At 75.7% G+C, this 6,052-nt stretch carries 6 protein-coding genes; all 6 read right to left on the bottom strand.

Annotated features, from left to right (window positions below; genetic code table 11):
* Positions 1-127: 127 nt before the first annotated feature.
* Complete coding sequence (gene crtI / locus AB0M52_RS29025) at positions 128-1,615, bottom strand: phytoene desaturase family protein (protein WP_363960275.1); 1,488 nt, start codon at positions 1,613-1,615, stop codon at positions 128-130.
* An 18-nt stretch (positions 1,616-1,633) separates the two neighbouring features.
* The gene (locus AB0M52_RS29020; protein WP_363960272.1) at positions 1,634-2,770 is read right to left on the bottom strand and encodes a glycosyltransferase family 2 protein; all 1,137 of its coding nucleotides are present in this window, start codon (positions 2,768-2,770) and stop codon (positions 1,634-1,636) included.
* Positions 2,771-2,792: 22 nt separating this feature from the next.
* Positions 2,793-3,725 carry a carotenoid biosynthesis protein gene (locus AB0M52_RS29015; RefSeq protein ID WP_363960269.1) on the bottom strand — a complete coding sequence of 311 codons (933 nt, stop codon included), beginning with the start codon at positions 3,723-3,725 and terminating at the stop codon, positions 2,793-2,795.
* A complete protein-coding gene (locus tag AB0M52_RS29010; protein ID WP_363960266.1) occupies positions 3,722-4,294 on the bottom strand; it encodes a GNAT family N-acetyltransferase in 573 nt (190 codons plus the stop codon). The genes AB0M52_RS29015 and AB0M52_RS29010 overlap by 4 nt, the downstream gene beginning before the upstream one ends.
* Positions 4,291-5,028: a monooxygenase gene (locus AB0M52_RS29005; protein WP_363960264.1), complete on the bottom strand. Its 738-nt coding sequence runs from the start codon at positions 5,026-5,028 to the stop codon at positions 4,291-4,293. The genes AB0M52_RS29010 and AB0M52_RS29005 overlap by 4 nt, the downstream gene beginning before the upstream one ends.
* Positions 5,029-5,184: 156 nt before the next feature.
* Complete coding sequence (locus tag AB0M52_RS29000) at positions 5,185-5,673, bottom strand: YbaK/EbsC family protein (RefSeq protein WP_363960261.1); 489 nt, start codon at positions 5,671-5,673, stop codon at positions 5,185-5,187.
* Positions 5,674-6,052 lie beyond the last annotated feature (379 nt).

Here is a 6,052-nt window from a genome sequence, read left to right as displayed (position 1 = left end):
AACGCTCGGCTGGGACACCCCAGCCGAACGTCTCGCTAAGCTCCTAGCCGTCACCGGCTAGACCACCATGTTGCAACGACCCCTCGAATCCGCCCACGAGGCGTTAAGAAGGGGCCCTTCCTTACACCTACCAGGCCGGGCCGATCTCGTCGGCGACGATCTGCGCGGAGAGGGCCACCATCGGCAGCCCGCCGCCCGGATGGCTGGAACCGCCGACCAGCCACAGACCGTGGGCCGGGCCCCGGTTGGCCGGGCGGAGCAGCCCGCCGGCCGTACCGTAGATCGCTCCGCCCGGCGTACCGGTCGCGCTGGCCAGGTCAGCGGGACTGCGGACGTCGCGGAACACCAGCCGGTCGCGGACGTCCACGCCGCGTTCGGCCAGCACGTCGAGGATCCGATCGGCGTACGCCTGGGCCAGCCCCGGCCGGCGCCAGTCGACCGCCCCCGCAGCGGTGCCCTGGCGGGCGGCGTTGACCAGCACGAACCATGCCTCGTGCCCGGTCGGGCGGATCGCCGGGTCGTCGGCGACGGTGACGAAGACCGTCGGGTCGGCCGCCGGTCGGGCCCGCACCCCCCGCCCCGGGTCGCCGAAGACCGCGTCGAACTCGGCGTCGTAGTCGCGCGGGAAGAAGACGTTGTGATGGGCCAGTCCGGAGTCCCCGCGTACGCCGAGCAGCAGCACGAAACCGGCCAGGCTGCGGTCGGTGAGCGCGGCCAGCCGGCGCGGGTCGGGCAGCAGGTCCCGGTAGACGGTGAGCGCGTCCACGTTGGCCACCACCACGTCGGCGGGGATCGGAGCGGTCTGGCCGGCGACGCGTACCCCGTGCACCCGGCCGCCCGCGGCGTCGATCCGGGTCACCGCGGCGCCGGTGCGCACCACCACCCCCAGGTCCAGGCAGCGGGACAGCAGCGCGTCGGCGAGGGTGCCCAGCCCGCCGCGCAGGTACCAGCCGCCGAAGGCCAGCTCGGCGTAGGGGACGGCGACCAGCGCGGCCGGCGCGCGGCGCGGGTCGGCGCCGGTGTAGGTGGCGTACCGGTCCAGCAGCATCCGCAGCCGAGGGTCGGACAGCTGGGCCCGGCCCAACCCGCGCAGGCTCTGCCCGGGCCGGATCGCGGCCAGGTCGCCCAGCCGCCAGGCCAGCCGGGCCAGGTCGCGGGGGGAGTCGACGCGGCGGCGCAGGATGTCGTGTTCGGAGGCCCGCCACACCCGTGCGGCGCGCCGCCACAGCCGCTGCCAGTCGGCGGCGGCCCGGTCGCCGAGGGCCGTACCGACCCGGGCGGTGAATTCCGCCGGGTCGGCGCAGGAGTCGAGCACCGGGCCGCCGCCGGGGAAGACGTGCCGCACGATCGGGTCCAGCGGCACCAGGTCGAGGTACTCGTCGAGCTTCGCCCCGGTCGCCTCGAACAGCTCGTGGAAGACCTCGGGCAGGGTGAGCAGGCTGGGGCCGGTGTCGAAGTGGAACGAGCCCGCCGGGGTGTCGCGGGTGTGCCGTCCGAGCTTGCCGCCGACCGTGCCGGCCCGTTCGAGGACGGTCACCTGGTGCCCGGTGACGGCCAGCCGGGCCGCGACGGCCAGCCCACCCACCCCGGCGCCGACGACCACGATCCGCGCCATGCCGCGTCCTCCCAGGCCCTAGCCGACCGGACGGCCGCGCCAGGTCAGGCGTCGCCGCTTGCGCAGATGGTACGACCGCAGGGTCAGCCATCCGAGGACCGCGACCGACACGGGGTGGCTCAGCGCGTCGGGCCAGGCCCGCCCTCCGGTGGCCCGGGCGCTGACCACCCGTCCGGCCACCCCTAGCAGGTACGCCAGCACGGCCGCCCCGGCCACCGCCGGTGCGCCGGCGAGCAGCGCGGCGACGGCGACCAGCGGGGGCGCGGTGTAGAGCAGGAGCAGCAGGGTCACCACCACGGCGGCCGAGATCGGGTGGCCGAACGAGGCCCAGAGCGACTTGCTGTAGCCGTCGCGCAGCTGCGGCCAGGTCTCGTACATCCGGCAGGAGGCCAGCCGGGAGCCGTCGACCAGGGTGATCCGGCCGGCCGAGCGCTTCACCGCCCGGGCCAGCTCGATGTCCTCCAGCACCCGGTCGGCGACCGCCGCGTGTCCACCGGCCCGCAGGTAGCCGGCCCGGTCCACGACCAGGAACTGTCCGCCGGCCGCGGCCAGCGACGGCCGCGGTGAGCGCTCCATCGCGCGCAGCGGCAGGAAGGTCAGCCACAGCCACTGCAACAGCGGCTGCACCAGCCGGTCGGCCGCCGTCCGCACCACGATCCGGGGGTACGGCGACAGCAGCGTCGCCCCGGCCGCCCGCAGCTCGGTCACCGCCGCCGCCACGGCGTACGGGCCGAGCAGCACGTCGGCGTCCACGAAGACCAGCACGGTGGCCGACGGGTCGGCGCGGGTGGCCAACTGCCAACAGGCGTGCGGCTTGCCCAGCCAGCCCGGTGGCGGGGCGGCGCCGGTGAGCAGGGTGACCCGCGGATCGCCAGCCGCCACCGCGCGGACCACGTCGGCGGTGCCGTCGCCGGAGCCGTCGTCGAGCACCATGACGCGCAGCCCGGGCACGCCGCGCTGGGCGAGCAGGGCCCGCAGGCACGGGGTGACCCGGGCGGCCTCGTCGCGCAACGGCAGCAGCACCGCCACCCGTTCGGTGATCGTCACCGGGTCGCCGGCCGGGCGGCGCAGCCACCGGCCGGCGTTGACCACCGTGTGCGCGGCCAGCACGGCGAGCACGCCCAACGTGACCAGCGCGACCAGCGGCGGGCTCATGCCGGCGCTCCGCTGGGCCCGGTCATGCGGCGACGTCGACCGGCGTGCGTGGCGTCCCGGTGGCACTGTCGCGGGCCCGGCGGGACCGCCGCAGCGTCACCGCCAGCGGCACCGCTACCACCCCCATGCCGGCCGCACCCCACAGCGCCGAGGCGGGCAGGTCGAGGAAGACCGCGTGGGCCAGCACGCTGGAGCCGTACGTCCACAGGTAGAGCGCGTACATCGGGTGGTCGCGGGCGTCGGTGACCGCCACGGCGGGCCCGGCGAGCGGGCGCAGCGCGGCCATCACCAGCACCGCGAACAGCAGCCAGCCCAGGTAGTTGCTGATCGGGACGCCGGGCAGGCCGGGCAGCGCCGGGGTGGCCTCCCGCCACACCCAGTGGCCCTCGGCCACCATCTGCGGGTCGAGGAAGAGGTCCCAGGCGGCCAACCCGACGGTGGCCACCGCGATCCGCCCCGGCCACCGCCACCGCGCCGCCGTACCGGCTGGTGGCCTGGCGGTGCGACCGGCCGACGCGCCGCCCAGCAGCCCGTTGTGGCCGGTGCCCGGCGTGCGGATCGGCGGCCCGGTGGTGAGCCGGGTCGCCACCAGCCAGGCCGGCCAGGCCATCCACGTCCAGGCCAGCGGGATGATCAGTGGCACTCCGGCCAGCTTCGGGCCGAGCTGGCCGGAGTAGTCGTAGCTGCCGAACGGGAAGCCGGTGGCCACGCCGAGCGCCTCGATGGCGAACCCGCCGCCGGTGGCCACCGCGACCAGCGTCACCGCCGTACGCGGCCCCCGGCTGGCCAGCGCGTGACCGACCGAGAGCAGGTAGCCGAGCACCACGGTGGCCACGGTCAGCCGGGCCCGGGTCGGCCCGCCGGTCAGCGGGTAGCAGATCTGGGCCAGCACCAGCAGGGCCAGCAGCGCCCACGGGTAGCCGCGGGCCAGCCGGGCCGGTGTGCCGCCGGTCATGACCCGGCGGGCGGCGGCGGTGGCCCCGGTGCCGGCAGGGGCAGGTCCCGGCCGAGCACCCCGAACGGGCGTTCGTCGCCGGGGAAGCGGAAATCGCGCAGGATGTCGACGAAGCCGAACCGGCGGTACAACCGCCAGGCGCGCGAGGTGTGCTCGTCGGCCTCCGGCGTGGACAGCAGCGTGGTCGTGCCCTCGGCCGTGGTGAGCAGGGCGCGCAGTTGCCCGGCGCCCAGGCCGTGGCCCTGGGCCGGTGGCCGTACGTGCAGCTCGACCACCTCGAAGCAGTCGGTCAGCCAGCGCTGCCGGGTGGCCGGATCCAGCGCCCGCCAGACCTGGTCGTGCCACCACTGGCCGGGCCCGCCGAGGTAGCCGTAGCCGAAGCCGGCCAGGTGGCCCTCGGTGGTCAGGCTGGCGACGGCGCGGAAGCCGGGCCGGCGGACGTGGGTGGCGATGTAGCCGCGACGAGCCTCCAGCAGGTCGGCGCGGTAGCCCATGGCCTCGCCGTAGACGGCCACCACGTCGTCCAGCCGCCGGAGGAGATCGTCCGGTGTCCACCGCACCAACCTCATGCCCGCCCACCCTTCGCCGGATCGCCGTCGGCGACCCACCCCAGTACCGTCCGGTCACCGATCACGTCACGCACCTCGAACCGTGCGAAGAGTTCCTCCGCGTACCACCGCTCGGTCGGGGTCCGGGTGATCGCGGCCCGGTGCTCCGGGTGACGGTACGCGAACGCCATCAGGTCCGCGGGGTCTCGCCACACGCTCACCGTGCCCTGCCAGCCCAGCGGTGCCTCGCCGATACCGAAGCGGGCCAGCAGACCGGGCGCGGCGTGCAGGGCGGCGGCGACCGGCGGGACCGCCCGCCAGAAGGTGAGTGCCCGCGCCGGGCGTAGCCGGGCCCGGGTCAGGGCCAGCACCGGGCCGGCGGCCGGGCCGCCCGCGGGATCGCCGAACGGCCGGCGTCGGGACCACTCGCCCCGGCTGGTCAGCGGCCGCAGGTCGAGCCGGACGCTCGTCCGGGCGAGGCCGGACCAGGCCCGCCCCACCGGTGAGTCGGCGAACCGGGTGGCCGTGGCGGGGGAGTCCCACACCGTCAGCGCCGCCCAGCGGGTCGGGTCGGCGTCGCCCGGCCCGAAGCCGGTGCCGGTCCCGGTGCCGAGCAGCTTGCCGAACCGTACGCCGGGCAGGGCGCGCAGCCGGCGCGGGTCGAGTGCCATCCGGGCCAGCGCCCGGGGCAGGGCCGTCCGGGGGATCCGCCACACGTGCAGGGTGACCAACTCCGGGACGGTTCGCTCGCTCACGCCGTCGCCTCGCTTCGCTCCCCGACGGCGCGAGGCGCCATGCTGCTGTGCCCGATGGTTCGCTCGCTTCGCTCGCTCACGCCGTCGCCTCGCTTCGCTCCCCGACGGCGCGAGGCGCCATGCTGCTGTGCCCGATGGTTCGCTCGCTTCGCTCGCTCACGCCACGTCGGTCGGGGTTCCGCCGGTGACCCGCAGCAGTTCGGCGTACGTGGTGGGGAAGACCGCCTGCGGCACGCCACCGGCGGCCCAGATCTCGTCGTACTTGTCCAGGGCGGTGTCCACCAGCGTGCGCAGCGGCTGCGGGTGACCCACCGGGGCGACCCCACCGATCACCTGGCCGGTGTGCTCCTTGACGAACTGCGGGGTGGCCCGGCGCAGCCGGGTGACGGCGAGCCGGGCGGCCAGGCCGGCGGTGTCCACCCGGTGCGCGCCGGAGGTGAGCACCAGCAACGGCGCCCCGTCGGCGTCGAAGACGAGCGAGTTGGCGATGGCGCCGACATCGACACCGAGCGCTTCGGCGGCGGCCGCGGCGGTGTGTACCGCGTCGGGCAGCAGGCGGACCGTGGCGGGCGTGCCGGAGCCGTTCCGGGCGTCCGCGCCGTCAAGCGCGTCCTGCACCGCCCGTACGTTCGGATGTGACTGCATGCCGCCATTCTTCCCGGTACGCGGGCGACCGGGCGCACCCGGCCACGCCGCGCCCGGCGAAAGGGCGGCGTCCGGTCTCCCGCGCGAGGTACCGGCGCGCCACACGTTGCATTTTCGTCGGTGGGAGGGTGTACTGTCAGCAGCAGTTAGAACGAGTGTTCGATTGCCTCGAACGTTCGTTCCAACCCCTCGGGGCGGGTGTTTCGCGGCACCGGCTCCCGGGAGGTGCGGTACCGCGGACCGCACCGGGGCTTCGGGCAGTCGCGAGTCCGGACCCGCCAAGGCAGTGGGGTACCAGCGGCGACGACCCGGTCACCGCCGACTCGGTACGCCGGGGCGCCAAAGAGATCCTCTCCCCCGGCAACCACGCCTACCTCGA

The sequence above is a fragment of the Micromonospora sp. NPDC051296 genome (assembly GCF_040682255.1).
In the GTDB taxonomy this organism is placed as follows: Bacteria; Actinomycetota; Actinomycetes; order Mycobacteriales; family Micromonosporaceae; genus Micromonospora; species Micromonospora craterilacus.
This window is presented reverse-complemented; position numbering and strand designations above follow the sequence as displayed.

What these genes read in the sequence shown, in the direction of transcription:
- AB0M52_RS29020 (WP_363960272.1), bottom strand. Translation starts at nt 2,770, where the DNA reads ATGAGCCCGCCGCTGGTCGCGCTGGTCACGTTGGGCGTGCTCGCCGTG.
- AB0M52_RS29000 (WP_363960261.1), bottom strand. Translation starts at nt 5,673, where the DNA reads ATGCAGTCACATCCGAACGTACGGGCGGTGCAGGACGCGCTTGACGGC.
- AB0M52_RS29015 (WP_363960269.1), bottom strand. Translation starts at nt 3,725, where the DNA reads ATGACCGGCGGCACACCGGCCCGGCTGGCCCGCGGCTACCCGTGGGCG.
- crtI (WP_363960275.1), bottom strand. Translation starts at nt 1,615, where the DNA reads ATGGCGCGGATCGTGGTCGTCGGCGCCGGGGTGGGTGGGCTGGCCGTC.
- AB0M52_RS29010 (WP_363960266.1), bottom strand. Translation starts at nt 4,294, where the DNA reads ATGAGGTTGGTGCGGTGGACACCGGACGATCTCCTCCGGCGGCTGGAC.